Origin of the sequence: Pseudomonas izuensis, assembly GCF_002356535.2 — a bacterium.
In the GTDB taxonomy this organism is placed as follows: domain Bacteria; phylum Pseudomonadota; class Gammaproteobacteria; order Pseudomonadales; family Pseudomonadaceae; genus Aquipseudomonas; species Aquipseudomonas izuensis.
The window spans coordinates 1765133-1787423 of record NZ_AP017423.2 but is presented as its reverse complement, the minus strand read 5'-3'; the positions used below and the strand labels follow the sequence as shown (position 1 = coordinate 1787423).

Sequence of the window (22291 nt, the reverse complement as noted above, 5' to 3'; positions counted from 1 at the left end):
GCGCAGGGCCCAACCGGCGGAATTTGGCACGATTCAAGCAAAAAGCAGCCTATCCCGCGAGGGTCAATACTGTAGGAACGAGTGGTTGATCGACGAAATGCACTTTCCTGACCTTTAAGTCAGAAAATCATTGACCGGAAAGTCAGACCTGCTAAATTCGGTTCAAGTCGGTTAACAACAATAATGAGTCTGCGAGGCCTTCCGTGATCCAGTTTTTACTTAACCAGGAACTCCGTAGCGAGCACGCCCTGGACCCGAACCTGACCGTGCTCAATTATCTGCGCGACCATGTGGGCAAACCCGGCACCAAAGAAGGCTGCGCCAGCGGTGACTGTGGCGCGTGCACCGTGGTGGTCGGCGAGTTGCAGGTGGATGACGCGGGCCGCGAGCACATTCGCTATCGCAGCCTCAATTCGTGCCTGACGTTCGTTTCCTCCCTGCACGGCAAACAACTGATCAGCGTTGAAGACCTCAAGCACAAGGGCGAACTGCACAGCGTGCAGAAAGCCATGGTTGAGTGCCACGGTTCGCAATGCGGCTTCTGCACCCCCGGTTTCGTGATGTCGCTGTTCGCCCTGCAAAAGAACAGTGAGGCGCCGGATCATCACAAGGCCCACGAAGCCCTCGCCGGCAACCTCTGCCGCTGCACAGGCTATCGGCCAATCCTGGAAGCGGCCGAACAGTCCTGCTGCGGCAAGCAACCAGACCAGTTCGATGCCCGTGAAGCCGAAACCATCGCTCGCCTCAAGGCCATCGCGCCCACCGACATCGGCGAACTCAACAGTGGCGACAAACGCTGCCTGGTACCGCTGACCGTCGCCGATCTGGCCGACCTCTACGACGCTTATCCACAAGCCCGCCTGCTGGCCGGTGGTACGGACCTGGCGCTGGAAGTGACGCAGTTCCACCGCACCCTGCCGGTGATGATCTACGTCGGCAACGTCGCCGAGATGAAAAAGATCGAACGCTTCGACGACCGCCTGGAAATCGGTGCTGCCACCGCCCTCTCCGACTGCTACGACGCCTTGAAAGCCGAGTACCCGGACTTCGGCGAACTGCTGCAACGCTTCGCTTCCCTGCAGATTCGCAACCAAGGCACCCTGGGCGGCAACATCGGGAACGCCTCGCCCATTGGTGACTCACCACCGCTGCTGATCGCCCTCGGCGCACAGATCGTCCTGTGCAAGGGCGAAACCCGCCGCACCATGGCCCTCGAAGATTACTTCATCGACTACCGCGTGACGGCGCGTCAGGAAAGCGAGTTCATCGAAAAGATCATCGTGCCCCGCGCCAGTGCCGAACAACTGTTCCGCGCCTACAAGGTGTCCAAGCGCCTGGACGATGACATTTCCGCCGTCTGCGCCGCGTTCAATATCCGCCTTGAAAACGGCGTGATCGCCGACGCCCGCGTGGCGTTCGGCGGCATGGCGGCGATCCCGAAACGCGCCAATGCCTGCGAAACCGTGCTGCGCAATGCGCCCTTCAACAGCGCCACCCTCGAGCGCGCCTGCGCCGCACTGGCGGAGGACTTCACCCCGCTCTCGGACTTCCGCGCCAGCAAGGAATATCGCCTGCTCAGCGCGCAGAACCTGCTGCGCAAATACTTCATCGAACTGCAAACACCGCACATCGAGACCCGGGTGACCGCTTATGTCTAACCATCACGCCGTAGAGAAGACTCAGGCCGAACTGGCTGAACTGTTCGCCAAGGACCTGACCACCGGTGTCGGCCGCAGCGTCAAGCACGACAGCGCCGCCAAACATGTGTCCGGTGAAGCGCAGTACATCGACGATCGCCTGGAATTTCCGAACCAGTTGCACGTCTACGCACGACTGTCGGACCGCGCCCACGCGAAAGTCATCAGCATCGACACTTCGCCGTGCTACGCCTTCGAAGGTGTACGCATCGCCATTACCCACGAGGATGTTCCGGGCCTGAAAGACATCGGCCCATTGATGCCTGGTGATCCGTTGCTGGCCATCGACACGGTGCAGTTCGTCGGCCAGGTAGTGATGGCTGTGGCCGCCCGTGACCTGGAGACCGCACGCAAGGCCGCCATGGCCGCGGTGATCGAATACGAAGACCTGGAACCGGTGCTGGACGTGGTCGAGGCCTTTCGCAAAAAGCATTTCGTGCTGGACAGCCACACCCATCAACGCGGTGATTCGGCAGGTGCGTTGGCGACCGCGAAAAATCGTATCCAGGGCACGTTGCACATCGGCGGCCAGGAACACTTCTACCTGGAAACCCAGATTTCTTCGGTCATGCCCACCGAAGACGGCGGCATGATCGTCTACTGCTCCACGCAGAACCCCACCGAAGTGCAGAAACTGGTGGCCGAAGTGCTGGACGTGTCGATGAACAAGATCGTCGTCGACATGCGTCGCATGGGCGGTGGTTTCGGCGGCAAGGAAACCCAGGCGGCGAGCCCGGCCTGCCTGTGCGCGGTGATCGCGCACCTGACCGGCCAACCGACCAAGATGCGCCTGCCACGGGTCGAAGACATGTTGATGACCGGCAAGCGCCACCCTTTCTATGTCGAATACGACGTGGGCTTTGACGACAGCGGGCGCCTGCACGGCATCCAGCTGGAACTGGCGGGTAACTGCGGCTGCTCGCCGGATTTGTCGAACTCGATTGTCGACCGGGCGATGTTCCACTCCGACAACTCGTATTACCTGGGCGACGCGACCATCAACGGTCACCGCTGCAAGACCAACACGGCGTCGAACACCGCCTACCGTGGTTTCGGCGGCCCGCAAGGCATGGTCGCCATCGAAGAAGTGATGGACGCCATTGCCCGCCACCTGGCCCTCGATCCGCTGGCCGTGCGCAAGGCCAACTACTACGGCAAGACCGAGCGCAACGTCACCCACTATTACCAGACCGTCGAGCACAACATGCTCGAGGAAATGACCGCCGAACTGGAGGAAAGCTGCCAGTACGCCGAGCGCCGCGAAGCAATTCGCCGCTACAACGCCAACAGCCCGATCCTGAAAAAAGGCCTGGCGCTGACCCCGGTGAAATTCGGCATTTCCTTCACCGCCAGCTTCCTCAACCAGGCAGGCGCATTGGTGCATGTCTACACCGACGGCAGCATCCACCTGAACCACGGCGGCACCGAAATGGGCCAGGGCCTGAACACCAAAGTCGCGCAGGTCGTGGCCGAAGTGTTCCAGGTGGAAATGGACCGCGTGCAGATCACCGCGACCAATACCGACAAAGTGCCGAACACGTCGCCGACCGCGGCCTCCAGCGGCGCTGACTTGAACGGTAAAGCCGCGCAGAACGCGGCGGAAACCATCAAGAAACGCCTGATCGAATTTGCTGCGCGGCAGTACAAGGTCAGCGAAGAAGATGTGGAATTCCACAACGGTCACGTACGGGTTCGCGATCACATCCTGACGTTCGAAGCGCTGATCCAGCAGGCGTATTTCGCCCAGGTGTCGCTGTCGAGCACTGGCTTCTACAAGACCCCGAAAATCTACTACGACCGCAGCCAGTCCCGTGGTCGTCCATTCTACTACTTCGCCTTCGGTGCGGCGTGCTGCGAAGTGCTCGTCGACACGCTGACCGGCGAATACAAAATGTTGCGCACCGACATCCTCCACGACGTCGGAGCCTCGCTTAATCCGGCTATCGACATCGGCCAGGTCGAGGGTGGTTTCATCCAGGGCATGGGCTGGCTGACCATGGAAGAGCTGGTGTGGAACAACAAGGGCAAGCTGATGACCAACGGCCCGGCCAGCTACAAGATCCCGGCCGTGGCGGACATGCCGCTGGACCTGCGGGTGAAGCTGGTGGAAAACCGCAAGAACCCCGAAGACACGGTGTTCCACTCCAAGGCCGTGGGCGAGCCGCCGTTCATGCTCGGCATCGCCTCGTGGTGTGCGATCAAGGACGCGGTGGCGAGCCTGGGTGATTACAGGCATCAACCGAAAATCGATGCGCCGGCGACACCGGAGCGGGTGTTGTGGGGTTGTGAGCAGATGCGGCAGTTGAAGGCGGTGAAAACCGTTGAGACCGAAACCGAGTTGGCTTCGCTCTAGGACCGAGCTGCGGCCATCGCTGGCAAGCCAGCTCCCACAGGATTTGCATGGAATCCTAATTTGTGGGCACCACAAAACACTGTGGGAGCTGGCTTGCCAGCGATGAGGCCCGAACAGACAACAGAGATGTTGAGGTGAGATATGTACAACTGGATCGACGCCCTCGCCGACCTGCAAAACCAGGGAGAGCCCTGCGTGCTGGTGACCATCATCGAAGAGCTCGGCTCGACGCCACGCAATGCCGGCTCGAAAATGGTCATCAGTGCCCGTCAGACCTTCGACACCATCGGTGGCGGGCATCTGGAATACAAAGCCATGCAGATCGCCCGCGAGATGCTCGCCAGCGGCAAGCAGGACACCCATCTGGAGCGCTTCAGCCTTGGCGCCAGCCTCGGCCAGTGCTGCGGTGGCGCAACAGTATTGCTGTTCGAACCGATGGGTCAGGTCCAGGCGCAAATTGCCGTGTTCGGCGCCGGCCATGTCGGCCGGGCACTGGTGCCGTTGCTCGCCAGCCTGCCCTGCCGGGTGCGCTGGATCGATTCGCGGGACGAAGAGTTCCCCGAGCAGATCCCCCACGGCGTGCGCAAGATCGTCAGCGAAGAACCGGTGGATGAAATTGACGACCTGCCCGCTGGCAGCTACTGCATCGTCATGACCCACAACCATCAGCTCGACCTCGAACTCACCGCCGCGATCCTCAAGCGCAACGACTTCGCCTACTTCGGCCTGATCGGTTCGAAGACCAAACGGGTGAAGTTCGAACATCGCCTGCGCGACCGCGGTTTCGACAATAGCGTCGTGCAACGCATGCGCTGCCCGATGGGGATTGGCGAAGTCAAAGGCAAGTTGCCTGTGGAAATCGCCATCTCCATCGCCGGCGAGATCATCGCCACCTATAACGCGAATTTCGGCCAGCACACCGCCAGCGCCGGCTCGATTGCCAAACTGCTGCCCGCTTCACGCCGCAGCCAAGCGTCCAATTGATAAGACTGAGAACCGGGAATCCCATGCCTTTGACTCGCAAAGCCTACCGCGCCGCCATCCTGCACAGCATCGCTGACCCTGCCGAAGTGGGTATAGAAGCCTCCTACGAGTATTTCGAAGACGGCCTGCTGGTGGTCGATAACGGCAAAATCAGTGCCCTGGGTCACGCCAGCGAACTGCTGCCAACCCTGTCGGCGGACATCGAAATCACCCAGTATCAGGACGCGCTGATCACGGCTGGTTTCATCGACACCCACATCCATCTGCCGCAAACCGGCATGGTCGGTGCCTACGGCGAGCAATTGCTGGACTGGCTCAACACTTACACCTTCCCGTGCGAAAGCCAGTTCGCCGATAAAGCCCATGCCGACGAAGTCGCGGACATTTTCATCAAGGAACTGCTGCGCAACGGCACCACCACCGCACTGGTGTTCGGCAGCGTGCACCCGCAGTCGGTGAACTCGTTCTTCGAGGCCGCCCAACAGTTGGATCTGCGGATGATCGCCGGCAAGGTGATGATGGACCGCAACGCTCCGGACTACCTGACCGACACCGCCGAATCCAGCTACGTGGAAAGCAAGGCGTTGATCGAGCGCTGGCACGGCAAGGGTCGCCTGCACTACGCGGTCACGCCACGATTCGCGCCCACCAGCACCCCGGAACAGCTCACCCTGGCCGGCCAGTTGCTGACTGAATACCCGGATCTGTACATGCAGACCCACATCAGCGAAAACCTCAAGGAAATCGAGTGGGTCAAGGCGCTGTTCCCGGAGCGCAAGGGCTACCTCGACGTCTACGATCACTACCAGTTGCTCGGCGAGCGCTCGGTGTTCGCCCACGGCGTGCACCTGTGTGATGCCGAATGCGCGCGCCTGGCCGAAACCGGCTCCGCGATCTCGTTCTGCCCGACCTCGAACTTCTTCCTTGGCAGCGGCCTGTTCAACCTGCCGATGGCCGAAAAGCACAAACTGAATGTGGGTCTGGGTACCGACGTCGGCGGCGGCACCAGTTTCTCGCTGCTGCAAACCCTCAACGAGGCGTACAAGGTCATGCAGCTGCAAGGTGCGCGTCTGAGTCCGTTCAAGTCGCTGTACCTGGCCACCCTCGGCGGCGCCCGCGCGCTACGCCTGGAAGACAAGATCGGCAACTTGCAACCGGGCACCGACGCCGACTTCCTGGTGCTGGACTACAACGCCACGCCATTGCTGGGCTATCGCCTGAAGCAGGCCAACAACATTGCCGAAACGTTGTTTGTATTGATGACGCTGGGGGATGACCGGACGGTGCTGCAGACGTATGCGGCGGGGAATCTGGTGCATCAGCGCTGAGTTTTCTCCGGGCATAAAAAATCCCGCGCAATCGCCAGATTCCGGGGGATTTTTATGCCCTGTGGGAGCGAGCCTGCTCGCGATGGACTAGAGGGCATCGCGGGGTATCAGATACCCCGCGTAATCGTTAACGACCATCGCGAGCAGGCTCGCTCCCACAGGTCAGATTTTCGCTGGCGACCGCCCTGGCTTTTTGGTCTGCAACAAATGCGAGAACACCGCATGCAAATCATCCGACGCACTTTCTTCGTCGAGGTTGAGTTTGCTGTCAATGTGATCCATGTGATGCATCATCAAGTCCACCGCCAGCTCAGCGTTGCGCGCTTCGATCGCATCGATCAGTTGAGTGTGCTCGTCGTAGGAGCAGTGGGAACGGTTGCCGCTTTCGTACTGGGCGATGATCAGCGACGTTTGGGACACCAGGCTGCGCTGGAAACTGATCAGCGGCGCGTTTTTCGCCGCTTCGGCCAGTTTCAGGTGGAATTCGCCCGACAGGCGGATGCCGGCACCGCGGTCGCCGCGGGAGAAGCTGTCGCGCTCGTCGTTGACCATTTGTCGCAACTCGGCAATCTGCTCGGCAGTGGCGTGTTGAACCGCCAGCTCAGTGATCGCCCGCTCGACCAGACGCCGGGCCATGAACACCTGGCGCGCCTCTTCGACGCTGGGGCTTGCGACCACGGCACCGCGATTCGGACGCAGCAACACCACCCCTTCATGGGCCAGGCGCGACAGCGCACGGCGAATGATGGTGCGGCTGACCCCGAAAATTTCCCCCAGCGCTTCTTCACTCAACTTGGTGCCGGGCGCCAGACGCTGTTCGAGGATGGCCTCGAAGATATGCGCGTAGACAATATCGTCCTGGGTACCGCTGCGGCCGGCTTTGCCTGCTCGCGGTTGTTTCTTGAGGGGTTGCAACTGTTCGTTCATGGGCACTCGAGTCGGGAGAACTGCGGCGAATTGACCGTGACTGTAATACGGCACAGTGGGTCGCTGGCAAGTATCGCGTAAAAAACACTGCGATTGTACACAATGGTTAGTGGCAACACGACTGTACGGCTGTTTGTCGCTTCTGCTGTATGGCAATGCCTGCTTACATTTGAGTTTAGGCTTGAACGCAGAATCCGTGGCATTCGCAATCCCCTGTAGGAGCTGGCTTGCCAGCGAAGGCGACCTCAAGGGCTCTGCAAAACCCGATGGCCCCTTCGCTGGCAAGCCAGCTCCTACAGAGGGTTGTGTTGCCGCGGACATCTTCGTACGTATAAGGAACATCGCCGTCATGAACGAAGCCACACACACCCAGCTCCGCCCATTGGCCGACACCTCGCCGTCGGCCATCGTCGCCGGTTTCATCGCCATGATGACCGGCTACACCAGCTCCCTGGTGCTGATGTTCCAGGCCGGACAAGCGGCGGGCCTGACCAGTGGGCAGATTTCATCGTGGATCTGGGCGATTTCCATTGGCATGGCGGTGTGTTCGATCGGCCTGTCGTTGCGCTATCGCACCCCCATCACTATCGCCTGGTCGACCCCGGGCGCCGCGTTGCTGATCACCAGCCTGGGCGGCGTGAGCTATGGCGAAGCCATTGGCGCCTATATTACCTGCGCGGTGCTGGTGACGATTTGTGGCCTGACCGGCAGCTTCGAGCGGCTGGTGAAAAAAATCCCCGCGTCACTGGCGGCGGCCTTGCTGGCAGGGATTCTGTTCAAGATCGGCAGCGAAATCTTCGTCGCCGCCCAGCATCGGACCGCACTGGTGCTGGGCATGTTTTTCACCTACCTGGTGATCAAGCGCCTGTCACCACGCTATGCGGTATTGGCCGCATTGTTGATCGGCACTGCGCTGTCGGGGTTGATGGGGCTGCTGGATTTCAGCGGTTTTCATCTGGAAGTGGCCACGCCGGTCTGGACCACCCCGCACTTCTCCTTCGCCGCAACGATCAGCATCGGCATTCCGTTGTTCGTGGTCGCGATGACGTCGCAAAACATGCCGGGTATTGCCGTGTTGCGCGCCGACGGCTACAGCGTGCCGGCCTCGCCGCTGATCACCACCACCGGAATTGCTTCGTTGCTGCTGGCGCCGTTCGGTTCCCACGGGATCAACCTTGCCGCCATCAGCGCGGCGATCTGCACCGGGCCGCACGCCCATGAGGATCGCAACAAACGCTATACGGCAGCGGTCTGGTGCGGGATTTTCTACGGGATCGCCGGTGTGTTCGGGGCGACGCTGGCGGCGCTGTTTGCCGCGCTGCCCAAGGAGCTGGTGCTGTCGATTGCCGCACTGGCGTTGTTCGGCTCGATCATCAATGGCTTGAGCATCGCCATGAGCGAAGTGAAGGAACGTGAAGCGGCGCTGATCACCTTTATGGTCACGGCATCGGGGCTGACACTGTTTTCCATCGGTTCGGCGTTCTGGGGGATTGTCGCGGGGGTGGTGACGCTGGTGATCCTGAACTGGCGCAAAGCCTGAGCAACCACCCTCTGTAGGAGCAAAGCTTGCTCGCGATGGCGTCCTTGAAAGCGCCATCGCGAGCAAGCTTTGCTCCCACAAAGAGAAAAAGCAGGCATAAAAAAACGGCGACCCTTGGGTCGCCGTTCTTCATGACATCAAGCTACCGGATTGATCGGCTTTTCCGGGTACCAGACGTCCAGCAACGGGCTGACTTCAACGCTGGTCAGCTCGGTGCGGCCCTTGAGCCAGGCTTCAACGGCAGCGCGCTGTTCAGCGCTGACCGAGCCACGCTTCTGCAGGCAAACCAGACCGTAGTCGTCACCGCCGACATAGCCCAGGCCGTTGGCTTCCATGGCTTCTTTAAGGAACGCGTCGAGGAAAGCATCAATGGCTTCATCAGCCAAATCTTCTTTGAAATCCAGGTTCAGTTCGAAACCCAGCTCTTGAAATTCATCGACGCACAGTTTTTTGCGCAGACGCTGGGAACGGTTAGTCGCCATTGGAACAATCCTCTTAAGTAATAACGGCCGGCACTTTAGCAGTTTAAGCCGCCGATTGCCCGCCTCTGAACGGTGCGCGCCTTACCGCCGGTAAAAAAATTGCCGATAACTAGACCAAGGCACGGCCCAAGCCACGACACCTTGGGGCATAATGCCGACACTTTTGTGACCGCCGGGGCTTTCATTTTCATGCCCTCGTCTTTTCCCCCTCGACTGCAGGGTCTTATTTCAAATGATCAAATCGTTGCGTCCACTGCTGCTCGCCAGCCTTCTCCTCCCGCTGGCCCTCCCCGTTTCCGCTGATCCGATCAATACCGCCTTGTCGCCCAGCGTCGAAAAAGCCCTCAAGGCCAGCAAGTTGCAGGACAACGCCCTGTCGCTGGTGATGATTCCTCTCACGGGCCCCGGCACTGCCACCGTTTTCAACGCTGATGTATCGGTCAACCCGGCTTCGACCATGAAACTGGTCACCACTTACGCGGCCCTGGAAATGCTCGGCCCCAATCACCAGTGGAAAACCGAGTTCTACACCGACGGCACCCTCAGCGGCGGCATCCTCAACGGCAACCTCTTCCTCAAGGGCGGCGGCGATCCGAAGCTGAACATGGAGAAACTCTGGCTGTTGATGCGCGACCTGCGCGCCAACGGCGTGACCCAGGTCACCGGCGACCTGGTACTGGATAAAAACTTCTTCGTGCAACCGCAACTGCCCGAGTTCAACGACGACGGCAACGATGAGAACAAACCGTTCCTGGTCAAGCCCGATGCGCTGCTGGTCAATCTCAAGGCGCTGCGGTTTGTCGCGCGCAATGACTCGGGCAAAGTGCTGGTTTCGGTGGAACCGCCAATCGCCAGCATCCGCATCGATAACCAGGTCAAGGCCATCAATTCCAAGCAATGCACCGGCGGCGTGCGCTACAACCCCGTACCCCAGGCCGATGGCAGTGTGACCGTCACGGTCGGCGGGCAGTTGGGCGAAGGCTGCAGCTCGCAGACTTACCTGTCGCTGCTCGACCATGCGACCTACACCGCCGGCGCCGTACGTGCGATCTGGAAGGAGCTGGGCGGCAGCATTCAGGGCAAGGATGTTCTGGCGCCGACCCCGAAAGATGCCAAGGTACTGGCGCGGGCGTTCTCACCGGACCTGGCGGAGATCATCCGCGACATCAACAAATACAGTAACAACACCATGGCCCAGCAGTTGTTCCTGAGCCTCGGCCAGAAATTCCGCACCGACGCCGACGCCGACGATGCCAAAGCGGCACAGCGCGTGGTGCGCCAGTGGTTGGCGAAGAAAGGCATCACTGCGCCGCACCTGGTGATGGAGAACGGTTCCGGCCTGTCACGCGCCGAACGCGTCAGTGCCCGGGAAATGGCCTCGATGCTGCAAGCCGCCTGGCACAGCCCTTATGCCGCCGAATACATCAGCTCGATGCCGATTGCCGGCACCGACGGCACCATGCGCAAACGGCTGAAGACCACCGCGATGCGCGGCGAAGCCCACGTCAAGACCGGCACCCTGAACACTGTGCGCGCGATTGCCGGCTTCAGCCGCGATATCAACGGCAACACCTGGGCGGTGGTGGCGATCCTCAACGACAAGGCACCGTTCGGCGCATCGTCGGTGCTCGATCAGGTACTGCTGGACCTGTACCGCCAACCGAAACTGCCGCAGACCGCTTCGGTTCTGTAACCCAACGCAGAACCCATGTGGGAGCGAGCCTGCTCGCGAAAGCGGTGTAACAGCCAACATCTATGTTGAGTGTAAAATCGCTTTCGCGAGCAGGCTCGCTCCCACAGTGTTTGCATGCCGCTTGACTCAGTTCATCTCCCCCTGCACCCGATCCCTTCCCGCCTGCTTCGCCGCATAAACCCCCGAATCCGCCCGCAGCAACAGCGCATCCGCGCCCTCGCCGACCCGCCAACTGGCAATCCCGAAACTGGCCGTGACGACCCCCACTTCGTCGATCGGTGCACTGCGCAAGCTTTGCCACAGCTCCAGCGCCAGCACATGGGCCTGTTCGCCGCCGATGTCCGGGCACAGCACCATGAACTCTTCGCCCCCCAGGCGGCAGAACACATCCGTGCGCCGCAACCGTTGACCAATGCGCTCGCACACCGCTTGCAACACCCGATCGCCCACGGCGTGGCCGTGTTGGTCATTGATGCGTTTGAAGTGGTCGATGTCGAGCATGATCACCGACAGCTCGCCGCCGCCACGCTCCACACGGGCCATCTCGCCGGTCAGGCGCTCCTGGAAGTAGCGGCGATTGTGAATACCGGTCAGGGAATCGGTCACCGACAACGCGCGCAGTTCTTCTTCCACTCGCTTCAAATCGGAAATGTCCGAGATGTAGCCATGCCACAGTACGCCGCCACCGGGAAGCTCCTCCGGCGTGGCCTCGCCGCGGACCCAGCGCAGGCCACGCTGGGGCAGTTGCACACGGTACTCCTCGCGCCAGGGGCTGAGGGTATCCGCCGAGGCGCGGATCGACGCGCGCACGCGCGTCGTGTCCTGCGGATGAATCCGCGTGAAGATCGCTTCGGCATTGAGCAGCAACACGTCCGGATCGAGTTCGTAGATCTCGCGAATACCGTCGCTGGCATAGATGACACTGAAGCGGCCGTCGAACTCCATCTTGAACTGGTAAATACCGCCGGGCACGTGGGCACTGAGTTTCTTCAACAACAGGTCCCGCGCAGCCAGCGCCTCATGCACGCGCTTGCGTTCGGTGATGTCGATGCACACGGCCAGATGCCCGACCCACAAGCCTTGCTCGTCGAGCACCGGCGTGGCCAGCATGTTGACCATCAAATAGCTGCCATCGCCCCGCACCAGCGTCCACTCCCGCGCTTCGTGCCCACCCTCGATGCTGCCTTCGACCAGCATCGCGTGGCAGGCCGGCACCGGCTTGCCGAATCGCGTGCTCAACTCGGCGGAACGTGCGGCGAGCTCCCGGGGCAAGTGCAGGTTTTCCAGGGTCATGTGCCCAACCACTTCGGCGGCGGTGTAGCCGAGCATTTGCTCGGCACCGGCATTGAAGGTGGTGATCACTCCGCGCAGGTCCGTTGCGATGATCGCCACCTGGGTGGCGGCATTCAGCACTCCGCGTAATTGGCCGTGGGTGCCACGCAGTTCCTGTTCGCGGGCGCGCAGTTCCTGGGTCCGCTGCTCGACCATTTTCAGCGCCCGTTGCCGCTGGCTGACCAGCACGTAGAGCAAGGCGCTGAGCAGTACGCTGAGCAAACTTCCGAGCACCACCAGGGTGGTCACCGACGAATGGTTGGCCTGCAGGAACGCCTCGCTGGGCTGGATATCGACTTGATATTCATGATCGGCCAGGCGCAACAGTCGGGTCGCGGACAACTCACTGATGGCGGGTGGGTTCGGTGATTGGAACAGTACTTCGTGTTGTTCCTCGGTGGATAAGTCGAGAATGCGCACCGCGAGATAATCACGGCCCGCCTCCGGCAAGTCGTCGGCCAACAGCTGGCGCATGCTGATCACCGCCATGACATAACCAAATGGCTTGCCGGTTGCGCCATCCGGGTTATTGCGCAACATGACCGGCGCGACCAGCAGCACACCCCGCGCATAAGCCGGTTCGATGCTGACCAGGTACATCGGTTGCGACACCGCCATGCGCCCATGCTGGTCGGCCCGCTCGAGGGTAGCGCGTCGCATCGGCTGGGCCAGCAGGTCGTAGCCCAACGGCGAACCCAGTTTACTTTGCGTCTGGCTGTACAGCACCACCACGTACTCATCCCGTTCGGCGGCCAATTGCAGCTGGCCGTCGGCATTGAGTTCGCGCAAGGTAAAACCACTCAGGCCCTCGTCCCGCACGCGGCGCTCGAAAGCCGCCCGCTGATCTCCCCTGACCCGTTCGGCGTACGAGTACGCCTGGGTCCGGTGCAGCAGAGGTTGGGTATATCCGTTGAATTCCTCTCGGGTCACCGAATCGGAATTGGCAAAGAACCGGCGCAGGCCGTCGAGGCGCTGCTCCTGGTCTTCGAAACGTTCTTCGATACGGCTGTAGCGTTCACTGGCCAGCAGTTGGAAACGTTGCCGCAATTGATGGTGAAACAGGTTGAGCGTCGACCAGGCCAGCAATCCCGTGAGAATCCCGCCGACGATCAATACCAGGAGCGCGACCAGCCAGGCCGAAACGTCTTCGCTGATAAAACCCAGGATCTTTGGGCGCACGGCGTGCAACGACATAAACGCAACTCAAAACGCCAGGTGCGGGAAAGCCCTTTGGCCATGAGTTGAGTTATAGCTATTAGCCACTAATTTGACCAGCACTGAAACCCCTGCAGGAGCGAGCTTGCTCGCGATGGGCTCAGCGGCACCGCGTACATCCAGAAGATACGCGTTATCGTTGTCGACCATCGCGAGCAGCGCTCGCTCCTACGGGAGAGGATCCACCATCAACGAGCCATGATTTTCCAGGCGCGGTGGATCTTGGCATTGCGGGCAAAATCCGGATCGATGGTTTGGGCGGTAATCTCTTCGATGGCATAACGCTCGGAAAGATTGGCCTCCAGTTCGAACTTGCGGAAGTTGTTGGAGAAGTACAACACCCCGCCGGCTGCCAGCCGCGCCATGGCCAGGTCGATCAATTGCACCTGGTCACGCTGCACGTCGAAGATACCTTCCATGCGCTTGGAGTTGGAGAAGGTCGGCGGGTCGATGAAGATCAGGTCGTACTCGTCACGACTGGCTTCAAGCCACGCCATCACATCGCCCTGCTCCAGGCGGTTCTTGTCGGAGAAACCGTTCAGCGACAGGTTGCGCCGCGCCCAATCCAGATAGGTTTTCGATAGGTCGACACTGGTGGTGCTGCGTGCGCCACCCTTGGCTGCGTGAACACTGGCGGTGGCGGTATAGCAGAACAGATTGAGGAAGCGCTTGCCGGCCGCTTCTTTCTGAATGCGCATACGCATCGGCCGGTGATCGAGGAACAGGCCGGTGTCGAGGTAATCGGTGAGGTTCACCAACAGCTTCACGCCGCCTTCACTCACTTCGACGAACTTGCCTTGCGCTGCCTGGCGTTCGTACTGCTTGGTGCCGCTCTGGCGCTCGCGGCGCTTGACCACTACGCGGCTCTTGTCGATGTTCAACGCCTGCGGAATCGCGGCCAGGGCATCAAACATACGTGCAGAAGCTTTTGCCGGGTCGATGGATTTTGGTGCGGCATATTCCTGGACATGGACCCAATCCTGATACAGATCGATGGCCATGGAGTATTCGGGCATATCTGCATCGTAGACGCGGTAGCAATCGATGCCTTCGCGCTTGACCCACTTGCCCAGCGCCTTGAGATTTTTTTGCAGACGGTTGGCAAACATCTGCCCGCCTTCGCTCAGGCGCGGCAGTTCGACCACCGGCGCGGGTGCCGGAGCCGGTTTGATCGGGTTACCGTTTTTGTTGTACTGACGCTCTTGCGGCTCACTTGGGGCCTGATCGTAAGCCGCCTGCTCACGCTCGGCCTGACGCTGCTCCGGCGTACGACGTTCGCCGGTGACGAATTGATCCGGCAGCACCTTGATCAGCAACAGCTTGCACGGCAAGGCGCCGTTCCAGAACGAATACTGCTTGTGGCTGCGGATGCCCATGCGCTTGCCCAGGTCCGGCGCGCCGGTGAATACCGCCGCTTCCCAGTTCAAGCAGGCCTGACGCAGGCGCTCGCCAAGGTTCTGGTAGAGATAGAGCAGGCTCGCCTCGTCACCCAGACGCTCGCCGTACGGCGGGTTACAGATCACCAGGCCTTTCTGGTTCTGGTCCGGACGCGGCTCGAAGGTCGCGACTTCGCCCTGGTAGATCTTGATCCACTCGCTCAGGCCCGCACGCTCGACGTTGTTGCGGCCCGGTTGAATCAGGCGCGGATCAGCTTCGTAACCGCGAATCCACAGCGGTGGCTTGGCCAGGCCGGCTGCCGCGCGTTCGGACGCTTCTTCATGGAGTTTTTTCCACAGCGCCGGCACGTGGCCGAGCCAGGCGGTGAAGCCCCATTGCTCGCGACGCAGGTTCGGTGCGATATCGGCGGCGATCATCGCCGCCTCGACGAGGAATGTACCGACACCGCACATCGGGTCCGCCAGCGCGCCGCCTTCGGCCGCAATGCGTGGCCAGCCGGAACGGATCAGGATCGCCGCCGCGAGGTTTTCCTTCAGCGGCGCCGCGCCTTGCTGCAAACGATAACCACGCTGATGCAGGCTGTGGCCCGAGAGGTCGAGGGAAAGAATGGCTTCGCCACGGTCCAGGCGCAGGTGAATGCGCAGGTCCGGGTTGAGTTTGTCGATGGACGGACGGTCGCCCTGCGGGGTGCGCAGCTTGTCGACGATGGCGTCCTTGACCTTCAGCGCGCCGAAGTGGGTATTGTCGATACCCGAGCCGTGGCCGCTGAATTCGACGGCCAGGGTGCCATCATTGAGCATGTGGTCTTGCCACTCGATGTCGAGCACGCCGTGATAGAGATCTTCGGCATCTTTCATCGGGAAACGCTTGAGTACCAGCAGCACCCGGTTGGCCAGGCGCGACCACAGGCACAGGCGATAAGCGGTTTCCATGGTGGCCATGCCGCGCACGGCAGAGGTGTGCTCACGTGCTTCCTCAAGGCCAAGCCCGACGGCTTCCTCGATGAGCAGGCCTTCTAGGCCTTTTGGGCAAGTGAGGAAGAGTTCGAAACGATCGGACATGAGAATTTCTGCGCCTTTGGCTGAGTGAACCGGCAACGCATTGCCGGCCCGGTTTTCAATCAGGCGCTTTTCTCGAAGAGCGCCCGCGTGGCACGAAGGTGTGCCGTTCCACCCCTGCTGCTCGGGTTAAATGAGCTTAGATGCAAGGGCAGATAAAAAAGTTGATGCAACAAAATGTCATAAGTCGACCCTTCGTCGAATAATGCCACACTGCAACGCGAGGCATTCTCACCAAAGGATTAACCCCGTCATCCTGCGGGGGGCCGATCATACAGGGCTTTGACTAATAAATACGGCACAAACATCGTGTTGCTTATGGCCATACCACATTAATAGTTACGCCCTTATGACAAAACGATCATTCCCTCGATGTGACGCATTGGTTAGAACTCAATACAGGTTGGCGCCGCAATGACGTCAACACCTTGGCTCGCCACGCCGGCAGCGAGCCCCAACGGCAGAGTTTTTCTGCCTGACCTCAATAGAGGTCGACGCGATAAAAACAGTCAACAAGTGAGGGCTACACCCTATGAGAAGACTTAAGCGTGATCCGTTGGAAAGAGCATTTTTGCGCGGATATCAATATGGCGTTGGTGGCAAATCCCGTGAGCTTTGCCCATTTACTCTACCGTCGGTACGTCAAGCCTGGATCAACGGCTGGCGAGAAGGACGCGGCGACAACTGGGACGGTATGACCGGCACTGCGGGAATCCACAGACTCAACGAACTTCACGCCGTCGGCTAACACAGGGCACACACTCCGACACACAATCTGATTACGTAACGAATTAACCACGCACGTCCCATCCGGACGGCGGGCTCCGGCCCAGGGGCTCCTTTATAGGAGCCCTTTTTTATGCCTGTCGATTTATCTTGAGACGCAGAAAAACTTGTGGGAGCGAGCCTGCTCGCGAAAGCAATCTCACATTCAACAATAACGTTGGCAGACAGATTGTCTTCGCGAGCAGGCTCGCTCCCACAGGGCTTAGCGTAATGCCGCGATGGCGTCCACGGATTCGCGAATGAGCGCCGGGCCTTTATAGATGAAGCCCGAATAAATTTGCACCAGGCTCGCGCCCGCGGTGATTTTTTCGGCCGCATGCTTGCCTTCGGTGATGCCGCCCGCCGCGATGATCGGCAAGCGACCGCCCAGCTCCGCCGCCAGCACTTTCACGGTGTGGGTGCTCTTGTCGCGAACCGGTGCGCCCGACAGACCGCCCGCCTCGTCGCCATGCTCCATGCCTTCAACGCCCACGCGGCTCAGCGTGGTGTTGGTCGCGATGACCGCGTCCATGCCGGTTTCGATCAAGGCTTGCGCGACTTGCGCGGTTTCTTCGTCGCTCATGTCCGGCGCGATCTTGATTGCCAGCGGTACATGCTTGCCATGACGCAAGGCCAGTTCCGCACGACGCTCGGCCAGATCAGCCAGCAACTGCTTGAGCGAATCACCGAATTGCAAGCTGCGCAGGCCGGGGGTATTCGGCGAGCTGACGTTGACCGTCACATAGCTGGCGTGGGCATAGACCTTGTCCAGGCAAATCAGGTAATCGTCGACCGCTCGCTCGACCGGGGTATCGAAGTTCTTGCCGATGTTGATGCCCAGCACGCCCTTGTACTTGGCAGCCGCCACGCGGGCCAGCAAGTGATCGACGCCGAGGTTGTTGAAACCCATGCGGTTGATGATCGCCTCGGCTTCCGGCAGGCGGAACAACCGTGGCTTGGGGTTGCCCGGTTGCGGACGTGGGGTGATGGTGCCGATCTCGACAAAACCGAAGCCCAGCTGCGCGAAGCCGTCGATGGCCGCGCCATTCTTGTCCAGGCCCGCCGCCAGACCCACCGGGTTCGGGAAGTCGAGCCCCATGACACTGACCGGCATCTTCGCCGGGGCCTTGCACAGCAAACCGTTGAGCCCAAGACGCCCCCCTGCGCCGATCAGGTCCAGGGACAGATCGTGGGAGGTTTCCGGGGTAAGTTTGAACAACAGCTGACGGGCCAGGGTGTACATGGGCGGCTTGGACTCGGGGCGGCGAAAAGTGGCGGGGATTATAGCCGGGTGGAGGGACACAGGCGAGGGCGCACATGACACCGCCCCTCCACATACGAAACGACACTACGCAAAGCGTTTACGGCGCAGGATTTTCACTCAGTTGCGCGGGTGCATTAGCCCTGTCAGTACGCTGTGAACAACTCCAGATGAATGGAAAGTAGATGAGCATCAGGACCATCGCCAAACCGACAACCAAAAGATGACCTTGAGTACCTTCATCCAAATCGGAAAGAGCCAGCGTGACTGCCGCCGCTCCCAAAGCATGATTGAGTGCCTGGAATGCCGACGTTCGGGATGCGTTGACGTTAAGCAGAGCATTGGCCAGTTGCTCCCTCGATGGCAAACGCGCCCCCGCACGCACTTCCAGAACACTTCGTTGCAGCGATTCGGGGTCAAATTGAGCCGAATCCAACCCCACTGACGGAGATAGCAAGGGCCAGCTTCTACACAGGATGAAAATGAAGTCGTCAGTGACCGCTCCCAAGCCATTGAGTACGCCCTGAATGACATCCGCCCCGAGACTGTAGCCAAGCTCCGCCGCATACCGCCCCGCGCCGCTGAGTGGCATCAAGGCATTCAAATGTTCCAGTGAAAATTGAACAGCTCCATACGCTGCCGTGGTCACCCCGGTAGACAAGGCAGTCGCTCCACCCGCGTTGTCCTGCAAAGGGAAGAAGGCATTGGTCACGTCTCGAGCCACCGTATAGACATTCGTACCGATCACGGTGGAGAGCATGGTGTTTGTGGCGCCGGTCAGCTGTGCCGCAATAAACGCCCCCATCGTAATGCTTGCCATGCACACCCGCCCAAGTCGTGTCTGAAGTGTGGCCGCTCCTGCGCACTCATCACGGATAGCCCCCATCAGACTCATGGCCGGGCCGATCATCGTGATCGCGGCCACGGCCCAGACGCGAGAGGCGTCGGTGGAATCGCCTTCCCGGATAGCTTTTTCCACGTAATAACCAACGAGCTGGCGCAGTACCGTGGTCAGCGTGACGATCAGACCTGTTCGTGCCGTTACGTTCAGCAGGTTCAGTCCAGGTCCCCTCACTCCCTCTAGCAACTCCATGCCCGCCGTGATGACCGAATGCATACGACTTTCACGGGTTTGCTGGTTATCTGTCCTGTTCATTTCGGAAAGTCGGGCGGAAAAATCATCGTACGACCTGATTTCCCCATTTTCGATAAAGAGTCTCACCTCTCCTGCCGTTACCTGCCCTGTCTCACCGAGCTCATCGTGGCACTCACGCAATGCCATCGACACCGGACGATCCAGACGCGTCATACCCGCTACAATTTCCCGCTCCGTGCCCAGTATGTCAGCTCGAAAGTCCATTCCTGCGAGATCGAGCGATTCAAGCAAGGGGCTGTAGGTCTGTCTGGCAGAAGATGAAACAACATTGTCTGAAGAGGCGCGAAAGTTCCCAGCAGACGGAGTAATCGAAATAACCATTTTCTATTCCCTGAGTTGTTATTCATGTTTATTCGAGATGCTTTAGCCCACCTCACCACTCACTCTTCTCCCACGCCTCGTCCCCCATCGGCTGGAACACATCCCGCATGTAGCCCTTGACGAACAGGTCCATGCTGAACGCCAGGCCATTGGCGCCGCTGACTTCGCTATAGATCCGAGACTTTTCCAGACCCTCGTCTTTCAGCCGGACCAGAACCTGCAGCGTGACCGCCATCAACGCCTTGGCAGATGGATACGCGGGGGATTCTCCATCGGCACCCCGCAACGCGCGAAGGAACTCATAAATGGCCTTCTCACCTTGCCCTTCCATCGCCAACAGTTGTTGATACAAGCGCTCGAACTCAGGGTCCGGGCGCTTGTTGCCAGACAGCGCCGGGCTGGCAGCTATCAGGCGCGACTCCAGCGTCTCCACCACCGGACTTTCACCGCGCTCAAGCGCGCTGGAACTGTTTACGGATTCAATTTTCATGAAGCGCCTCGGTCGGGGCAGTGTGGGCGCAGCGGGCTGGGCGCTCGGCAAAGGTCGAACACAATTCCGTGAGCGCCTGCATCGAGCGCTGGTCCAGGGATCGAACCGATTCCGGCAGGTTCGCGATACACGCCAGCAATCGTGGTTCCAGCCGTTGTCGGGTCGTTTCAACATCGAATTCGAGTAGCTGATCGGCGAGCCGCACCACATAGCGCTCCTGAGGGTGATAGTCGATAACCAGTTCGCCGGGCCACAGCCTGCGCAATTGTTCGCGCAGTTCATTGCCTCGCGACCGGAAGTGCGCCGGCAACAGCACTTGCAGCACCGCACCCGAGCCGCCCTGATGCCCGGTCAGCCAGCGCTCCAGCATGTCGTCCAGCCATTCGGGACGACTCAAGGCTTGTGCGAGCAAATCGCGAGCGGCCTGCGCAAGGTCCTTGCGCAATTGCGCTCCCAGCGACTGCGATTCCAGCAAGCCGTTGGCCAGATGCCCGGTCGCGCGCAAGAGGCCCTCGGCATAGCCTTCCCGAAACGCCTGGGCATGAATCGCTTCGGCGTCGCGACGGGCTTGCTCGACGCAATCGCGAGCCCAGCGCCGGGCCTGTTGCTGCAAGCTTCTGCGTTGACGCGCAGCGGCCATGTCCTCGCGGGACAGATGCGCATCGCTCGACTCGGGGAGTTCAGTCAGGATTCGGATGGAGTCGAGCATGCTGCACCGCCAAAAAGTAAAGAGCTGTATCGGGTTCAGTGATCGGCCATTGCCTGTGCAAACGCACCACCGGTTCGGGAAATTGCAAGTTCAGGCGTTCGAGCAACATGCGGGGTACTTGCCCGGACCAGCTCCATAACGCATTGAGGCCGGCAGCTTCGACCTGCGTTACTGAAACAGCCGGGCACTCCAGCGCAAGGCTGTTTCGAGCCGCAATGCTGTAACCGGCGAACCGCCGTAACGACAATGGCAGGCCTCGCAGTGCCGCACCTCGCGCCAGATCGGGCATCATGCGATGCGTGCCTATCAACCTGGCGATATGGGGCAATTGTCGCCAGTGGCGCACCCATTGTTTAGCCACGGCGGTCAGCGGCGTCGAAGGCCATGGACCTTGCAGCTCCAGGCCTTCCAGCAGTATCCGGTTGAGCAGGTTCCGTGCCTCAGGCCCATTGAATCGCGCCGGTACCGTCAGACGCTGCGGGTGCAAATAGTCCAGCGGCTCGGCGAGAATCGCCCGCAGAGATTCAGCGTGCGACATCGCGTCGCCCTATCCTTGCCTGTCGGTAGGCCCAGACCGCCCCCCCGGCCAACAGCAATCCGCTCATCACGGCCAACAACCACTTCCAGTTCGAATGTCCCTGCGTTGCAGCGACGGAGGGTGCGACATGCTGTGTCGGCGAACGTTTCGACAACACCACCGAGATGTGCTCGTACTCGACCGCCGCAAAGCTGTTCTTGAGAAAACGCTTGATGTCGGTGATCAGCAACTGCGGCTCGACATCTCGCTCATGGATCGCCACCGCCGAGAGGTGAATGGGCGACGACTTGCGCCCGCCTTCACCGGCATCCAGGTCGTAACTGACATGTACCCGCGCGGAAACCACGCCTTCGAGCACACCCAGTGACTGTTCGATGCGCTGCTCCAGCGCCGAGTAGAGCCGGGCTTTTTCAGCGCGGGGCGAAGCCACCAGAGAATCGGCGGGAAACATCTCTGCCACCTGCAGGCGAGGCCGGGAAGGCAGCGAATAGAGGTTGAGCAAATCGACGGCGGCGGAAAAATCGACCTGATCGACTTTCACCGCATAGCCGGTTTTGCCGGCGTCGACTTTCACTGCCGCGATGTTGTTTCGCTGCAACACCGAAAGCACTTCATTGGCCTGTTGCTGGTCCAGCCCTTCAAGCAGATTCGGCTGGCGACATCCGGACAACATCAGGCACAACAGCATCAACAACAGGCCTGGCTTCATGACGCACGCAACAGGGTTTCGGCGGTACCTACCGCCTTGCGGACCAGCACGTTGAGCAAATTGATATCGACGTTGTATTGCCCCGTCAGCTCCTGCAATTGGGCCAGTACTTCGGGGTTGGTGATGTCCGGGCGCTGCATCAACTGATGGATCGCCGAAACCTCCTGCTCGCTGTTGACCGCGGAACCGGCGAAGGCATCGATCAAGCGTGACTCGAGGGAAACGACCGGTCCTTCCTGCGGGCCTCGCAATGGCGCGAAGGCTGTCCGCTCGATGCCGAAAAGGGAAATATCTTGCATGGAATACACTCATGAAAATGGCCATGGCCAGGAACC

At 60.3% G+C, this 22291-nt stretch carries 18 protein-coding genes; 7 read left to right on the top strand and 11 right to left on the bottom strand.

The window, feature by feature from the left end; translation table 11 throughout:
• Positions 1–203: 203 nt before the first annotated feature.
• The 4 genes from xdhA to guaD all read left to right on the top strand — a co-directional run bounded on the left by xdhA (position 204) and on the right by guaD (position 6362).
• On the top strand, positions 204–1658 hold the full coding sequence (xdhA, locus tag LAB08_RS08105) for a xanthine dehydrogenase small subunit (protein ID WP_096512710.1): 1455 nt from the start codon (positions 204–206) through the stop codon (positions 1656–1658).
• A complete protein-coding gene (gene xdhB / locus LAB08_RS08100) occupies positions 1651–4050 on the top strand; it encodes a xanthine dehydrogenase molybdopterin binding subunit (protein WP_096512711.1) in 2400 nt (799 codons plus the stop codon). Before xdhA ends, xdhB begins: the two co-directional genes overlap by 8 nt.
• A gap of 141 nt (positions 4051–4191) precedes the next feature.
• Positions 4192–5034, top strand: a complete 843-nt coding sequence (gene xdhC / locus LAB08_RS08095) for a xanthine dehydrogenase accessory protein XdhC (protein ID WP_096512712.1) — start codon at positions 4192–4194, stop codon at positions 5032–5034.
• Positions 5035–5057: 23 nt separating this feature from the next.
• Positions 5058–6362 (top strand): guanine deaminase, encoded by a 1305-nt coding sequence (guaD, locus tag LAB08_RS08090; RefSeq protein ID WP_096512713.1) that lies wholly within the window; start codon positions 5058–5060, stop codon positions 6360–6362.
• Between the two features lie 162 nt (positions 6363–6524).
• On the opposite strand, the gene LAB08_RS08085 is transcribed toward guaD, so the two are convergent.
• On the bottom strand, positions 6525–7289 hold the full coding sequence (locus LAB08_RS08085; protein ID WP_096512714.1) for a GntR family transcriptional regulator: 765 nt from the start codon (positions 7287–7289) through the stop codon (positions 6525–6527).
• Between the two features lie 349 nt (positions 7290–7638).
• Between LAB08_RS08085 and LAB08_RS08080 the strand changes: the two genes are divergently transcribed.
• The gene (locus tag LAB08_RS08080; RefSeq protein ID WP_096512715.1) at positions 7639–8829 is read left to right on the top strand and encodes a benzoate/H(+) symporter BenE family transporter; all 1191 of its coding nucleotides are present in this window, start codon (positions 7639–7641) and stop codon (positions 8827–8829) included.
• Positions 8830–8966: 137 nt separating this feature from the next.
• Here the strand turns inward: LAB08_RS08080 and LAB08_RS08075 are convergent, their stop codons facing one another.
• Positions 8967–9311: a YggL family protein gene (locus tag LAB08_RS08075; RefSeq protein ID WP_007971486.1), complete on the bottom strand. Its 345-nt coding sequence runs from the start codon at positions 9309–9311 to the stop codon at positions 8967–8969.
• Positions 9312–9543: 232 nt separating this feature from the next.
• Here LAB08_RS08075 and dacB point away from each other — a divergent pair, with 232 nt between their 5' ends.
• The gene (dacB, locus tag LAB08_RS08070) at positions 9544–11004 is read left to right on the top strand and encodes a D-alanyl-D-alanine carboxypeptidase/D-alanyl-D-alanine endopeptidase (protein ID WP_096512716.1); all 1461 of its coding nucleotides are present in this window, start codon (positions 9544–9546) and stop codon (positions 11002–11004) included.
• Between the two features lie 126 nt (positions 11005–11130).
• On the opposite strand, the gene LAB08_RS08065 is transcribed toward dacB, so the two are convergent.
• Positions 11131–13530, bottom strand: a complete 2400-nt coding sequence (locus LAB08_RS08065) for a sensor domain-containing diguanylate cyclase (RefSeq protein ID WP_096512717.1) — start codon at positions 13528–13530, stop codon at positions 11131–11133.
• Between the two features lie 209 nt (positions 13531–13739).
• Positions 13740–16010 carry a bifunctional 23S rRNA (guanine(2069)-N(7))-methyltransferase RlmK/23S rRNA (guanine(2445)-N(2))-methyltransferase RlmL gene (gene rlmKL, locus LAB08_RS08060; RefSeq protein WP_096512718.1) on the bottom strand — a complete coding sequence of 757 codons (2271 nt, stop codon included), beginning with the start codon at positions 16008–16010 and terminating at the stop codon, positions 13740–13742.
• Between the two features lie 529 nt (positions 16011–16539).
• On the opposite strand from rlmKL, the gene rmf reads away from it, so the two are divergent.
• A complete protein-coding gene (gene rmf / locus LAB08_RS08055; protein ID WP_003223300.1) occupies positions 16540–16755 on the top strand; it encodes a ribosome modulation factor in 216 nt (71 codons plus the stop codon).
• 240 nt (positions 16756–16995) lie between these two features.
• Here the strand turns inward: rmf and LAB08_RS08050 are convergent, their stop codons facing one another.
• The 7 genes from LAB08_RS08050 to sctI form a co-directional block, all read right to left on the bottom strand.
• Positions 16996–18015, bottom strand: a complete 1020-nt coding sequence (locus LAB08_RS08050; RefSeq protein ID WP_096512719.1) for a quinone-dependent dihydroorotate dehydrogenase — start codon at positions 18013–18015, stop codon at positions 16996–16998.
• A gap of 118 nt (positions 18016–18133) precedes the next feature.
• Positions 18134–19510, bottom strand: a complete 1377-nt coding sequence (locus LAB08_RS08045; protein ID WP_254007506.1) for a hypothetical protein — start codon at positions 19508–19510, stop codon at positions 18134–18136.
• A gap of 52 nt (positions 19511–19562) precedes the next feature.
• A complete protein-coding gene (locus LAB08_RS08040) occupies positions 19563–20000 on the bottom strand; it encodes a hypothetical protein (RefSeq protein WP_096512720.1) in 438 nt (145 codons plus the stop codon).
• Positions 19990–20709 carry an oxygen-regulated invasion protein OrgB gene (locus LAB08_RS08035; protein WP_096512721.1) on the bottom strand — a complete coding sequence of 240 codons (720 nt, stop codon included), beginning with the start codon at positions 20707–20709 and terminating at the stop codon, positions 19990–19992. Before LAB08_RS08035 ends, LAB08_RS08040 begins: the two co-directional genes overlap by 11 nt.
• The gene (locus tag LAB08_RS08030) at positions 20681–21247 is read right to left on the bottom strand and encodes an OrgA/MxiK family T3SS sorting platform protein (protein ID WP_096512722.1); all 567 of its coding nucleotides are present in this window, start codon (positions 21245–21247) and stop codon (positions 20681–20683) included. Before LAB08_RS08030 ends, LAB08_RS08035 begins: the two co-directional genes overlap by 29 nt.
• Positions 21234–21956 carry an EscJ/YscJ/HrcJ family type III secretion inner membrane ring protein gene (locus LAB08_RS08025; RefSeq protein WP_096512723.1) on the bottom strand — a complete coding sequence of 241 codons (723 nt, stop codon included), beginning with the start codon at positions 21954–21956 and terminating at the stop codon, positions 21234–21236. The genes LAB08_RS08030 and LAB08_RS08025 overlap by 14 nt, the downstream gene beginning before the upstream one ends.
• Positions 21953–22255, bottom strand: coding sequence for a type III secretion system inner rod subunit SctI (sctI, locus tag LAB08_RS08020; RefSeq protein WP_096512724.1), 303 nt, complete (start codon positions 22253–22255; stop codon positions 21953–21955). The genes LAB08_RS08025 and sctI overlap by 4 nt, the downstream gene beginning before the upstream one ends.
• Positions 22256–22291: the final 36 nt, after the last annotated feature.

What these genes read in the sequence shown, in the direction of transcription:
- xdhB (WP_096512711.1), top strand. Translation starts at nt 1,651, where the DNA reads ATGTCTAACCATCACGCCGTAGAGAAGACTCAGGCCGAACTGGCTGAA.
- xdhC (WP_096512712.1), top strand. Translation starts at nt 4,192, where the DNA reads ATGTACAACTGGATCGACGCCCTCGCCGACCTGCAAAACCAGGGAGAG.
- guaD (WP_096512713.1), top strand. Translation starts at nt 5,058, where the DNA reads ATGCCTTTGACTCGCAAAGCCTACCGCGCCGCCATCCTGCACAGCATC.
- LAB08_RS08085 (WP_096512714.1), bottom strand. Translation starts at nt 7,289, where the DNA reads ATGAACGAACAGTTGCAACCCCTCAAGAAACAACCGCGAGCAGGCAAA.
- LAB08_RS08080 (WP_096512715.1), top strand. Translation starts at nt 7,639, where the DNA reads ATGAACGAAGCCACACACACCCAGCTCCGCCCATTGGCCGACACCTCG.
- LAB08_RS08075 (WP_007971486.1), bottom strand. Translation starts at nt 9,311, where the DNA reads ATGGCGACTAACCGTTCCCAGCGTCTGCGCAAAAAACTGTGCGTCGAT.
- dacB (WP_096512716.1), top strand. Translation starts at nt 9,544, where the DNA reads ATGATCAAATCGTTGCGTCCACTGCTGCTCGCCAGCCTTCTCCTCCCG.
- LAB08_RS08065 (WP_096512717.1), bottom strand. Translation starts at nt 13,530, where the DNA reads ATGTCGTTGCACGCCGTGCGCCCAAAGATCCTGGGTTTTATCAGCGAA.
- rlmKL (WP_096512718.1), bottom strand. Translation starts at nt 16,010, where the DNA reads ATGTCCGATCGTTTCGAACTCTTCCTCACTTGCCCAAAAGGCCTAGAA.
- rmf (WP_003223300.1), top strand. Translation starts at nt 16,540, where the DNA reads ATGAGAAGACTTAAGCGTGATCCGTTGGAAAGAGCATTTTTGCGCGGA.
- LAB08_RS08050 (WP_096512719.1), bottom strand. Translation starts at nt 18,015, where the DNA reads ATGTACACCCTGGCCCGTCAGCTGTTGTTCAAACTTACCCCGGAAACC.
- LAB08_RS08045 (WP_254007506.1), bottom strand. Translation starts at nt 19,510, where the DNA reads ATGGTTATTTCGATTACTCCGTCTGCTGGGAACTTTCGCGCCTCTTCA.
- LAB08_RS08040 (WP_096512720.1), bottom strand. Translation starts at nt 20,000, where the DNA reads ATGAAAATTGAATCCGTAAACAGTTCCAGCGCGCTTGAGCGCGGTGAA.
- LAB08_RS08035 (WP_096512721.1), bottom strand. Translation starts at nt 20,709, where the DNA reads ATGCTCGACTCCATCCGAATCCTGACTGAACTCCCCGAGTCGAGCGAT.
- LAB08_RS08030 (WP_096512722.1), bottom strand. Translation starts at nt 21,247, where the DNA reads ATGTCGCACGCTGAATCTCTGCGGGCGATTCTCGCCGAGCCGCTGGAC.
- LAB08_RS08025 (WP_096512723.1), bottom strand. Translation starts at nt 21,956, where the DNA reads ATGAAGCCAGGCCTGTTGTTGATGCTGTTGTGCCTGATGTTGTCCGGA.
- sctI (WP_096512724.1), bottom strand. Translation starts at nt 22,255, where the DNA reads ATGCAAGATATTTCCCTTTTCGGCATCGAGCGGACAGCCTTCGCGCCA.